We start from the raw sequence: 2,185 nt of genomic DNA on the forward strand, positions 1-2,185 counted from the left end.
CGCAGAAGAATATTTCCCTTACAACCTCTTGCTGGTATCGGGCTTGAAGAAAGAAGGCGATGTGATGAGGGGAGAAGAAACGCAATTGATTGGCCTTTCAAGGGTACGAGATATCAACCATAGCCTGATTCTCATGCCAGGTACTCATTCAAAGCACATGCTAACCGGCGAGCATGAATTACTGGATTTTAAGACCTATATGACGGGAGAGCTTTTTGAACTTATCAGTAAGCATTCCATCCTCAGCCATTCTATAGAATTGCCAAAGGAGAATCATGATTATCTTGCTTTCAGGCATGGAGTAAAAGAGGGAACAGCAGGAAATTTGCTGAATCGCCTGTTCAGGGTTCGGACCCATGAGTTGTTTGATAAATTAAGCAAGCCGCCAATTATTATTATTTAAGTGGCCTCATCATAGGGTATGAACTTCGGGAATTAGAAATTTTGAAACCTGAACGATTTTTTTGAGTGGAGAAGGAGTCATTCAGAAATTATACAAAGAAGCTCTCTCAAAGCTGGGCTATTCGGATCAACTGGAAATCATAGATGAGGAAGCCCTGAATCTAAGCGTGCAGGGACATCTGCAAATATTGTATCATTTGGCATGATCCAAGGGTAGGTAGATGGTAAATACTGCTCCTTTACCGGTTCTCCTTTTGCACTGATGTTTCCTTTATGTCTGAGGAGTATTTGTTGAACATTGGCCAGACCTACTCCCGATCCTTTGTATTTTTTTCCATGATGCAGACGTTCGAAGAAATTGAATAATCTGTCGGCTTCTTTCATGTCAAAACCAACCCCATTATCTTGAAAGTGAATGAAGACCTTGTTGGGTTCCGTTTCAGCCCATATCTTGATAATAGGTGGTGTTGCATCCTGGCTGTATTTTAAAGCATTCGAGAGCAAATTATCCATCATGCTATACATCATGGATCGATCTGCATAAACTTTGGGCAAATCTTCAATCTCCCATTGAATGCGCGGGAAATTTCTGGATGAAGCCAGGCTGTTTTTTGATTCCACCAGCACCTCATTCAGATCTACCCAATCTTTATGAAGGCTTACTTTACGGGTCCATGCATACTCCAGAAGATCTCGAGTCATGAGGTCAATTCTTTCCGAAGCAGATATAATGCCATTAAGGTAAGAAATCCCGTCAGCAGAAAGCTTGTATTTTGCTTCTTCCATCAACCACTCACTAAAGCCTTCGATATGACCGAGAGGGGTTCTGAGGTCATGGTCACAGAATAAATCCACTGTTCCAGCTCATCTTGTGTCTTGATGAGTTCATTCAGGGTATTCTTTTCCTGGGTCACATCCATGGTAGTACCCATCAACTGCTTTCCTCCTTCCAGTTCGTAAAGGTACTGCGTAACCATCGAATGCTTCCATCGGCCAGGCGTAAGCGATAGTCATAGGTTGAGGATTCTTCTTTTACCATGCAATCCTTCGCCAGTTTACGAACCGTATCCAAATCCTCTTTGGATACTTTTGCATAATTTGTTGTAATACCTCCTCTTCAGTTCCCACAGAAGGATCCAGATCGTAGAGCTCAGCCAAACCGGCGACGGTATGAGTCTCCTTTGGGTATAATCGTAAATCCATGAAGAACTGTTGGCAACTTTTTCCCCGCCACCATGAGCAGCCTTTGCTGTTCATAAGCAGCGTTAATGCGATTTACTTCCTGTTCGCGATGTACTTTATCGGTTATGTCCTCAATGATCGCAATTACTTCCGGTTGCTTGCTTCCTTTCGGCAGCATGCTCGAAATGGTAACTTTCGCCCAAATTACATTTCCCTTCTTATGTCGGTATCTTTTGGTAATACTGATAAATCCCTTCTCACCCTCTGCTACTTGCCTGAGGTCACCAATGTTTGAATCTATATCTTCTTCCAGGGTAAAATCCTTGAAAGACTTGTCAATTATTTCTTTTACTTCATAGCCGATGATATCTGAAAATGCAGGATTGGCGAATTGAATGTTTCCTTTTGGATCCGCCAGGACAATTCCCATCGGAGCACTTTTTGCCAGGGTTTGGAACCTTGCCAGACTTTTGGCCTGCTTGGCTTCATAAATGGCCCTTTCCAATTCGAAGGCAACGTGTCGGGAGAAATGAATCAAGGTATGCTTGGGAATCCAGTCGATTTCCATTTCCTCTTCACCAAACATAATCAGGTGCCCAAT

4 protein-coding genes are annotated in these 2,185 nt (G+C 42.8%); 1 reads left to right on the forward strand and 3 read right to left on the reverse strand.

What is annotated here, in order from left to right:
• A partial coding sequence (locus D5R40_RS32395) for a 2-dehydro-3-deoxygalactonokinase (protein WP_161565167.1) occupies positions 1–403 on the forward strand: 403 nt, incomplete at its 5' end.
• A 137-nt stretch (positions 404–540) separates the two neighbouring features.
• Here the strand turns inward: D5R40_RS32395 and D5R40_RS32400 are convergent.
• The 3 genes from D5R40_RS32400 to D5R40_RS32410 all read right to left on the reverse strand — a co-directional run.
• Positions 541–1,257: a sensor histidine kinase gene (locus tag D5R40_RS32400; RefSeq protein ID WP_124155839.1), complete on the reverse strand. Its 717-nt coding sequence runs from the start codon at positions 1,255–1,257 to the stop codon at positions 541–543.
• A gap of 30 nt (positions 1,258–1,287) precedes the next feature.
• Positions 1,288–1,416, reverse strand: coding sequence for a hypothetical protein (locus tag D5R40_RS41750; protein ID WP_282433703.1), 129 nt, complete (start codon positions 1,414–1,416; stop codon positions 1,288–1,290).
• A gap of 136 nt (positions 1,417–1,552) precedes the next feature.
• Positions 1,553–2,185: PAS domain S-box protein (locus tag D5R40_RS32410; RefSeq protein ID WP_205127827.1), on the reverse strand; the 633-nt coding region annotated here is incomplete at its 5' end.

It is taken from the genome of Okeania hirsuta (assembly GCF_003838195.1).
In the GTDB taxonomy this organism is placed as follows: domain Bacteria; phylum Cyanobacteriota; class Cyanobacteriia; order Cyanobacteriales; family Microcoleaceae; genus Okeania; species Okeania hirsuta.

Excerpts from the sequence above, each read along its gene's own strand:
- D5R40_RS41750 (WP_282433703.1), bottom strand. The coding sequence starts at position 1,416 with ATGACTATCGCTTACGCCTGGCCGATGGAAGCATTCGATGGTTACGCA.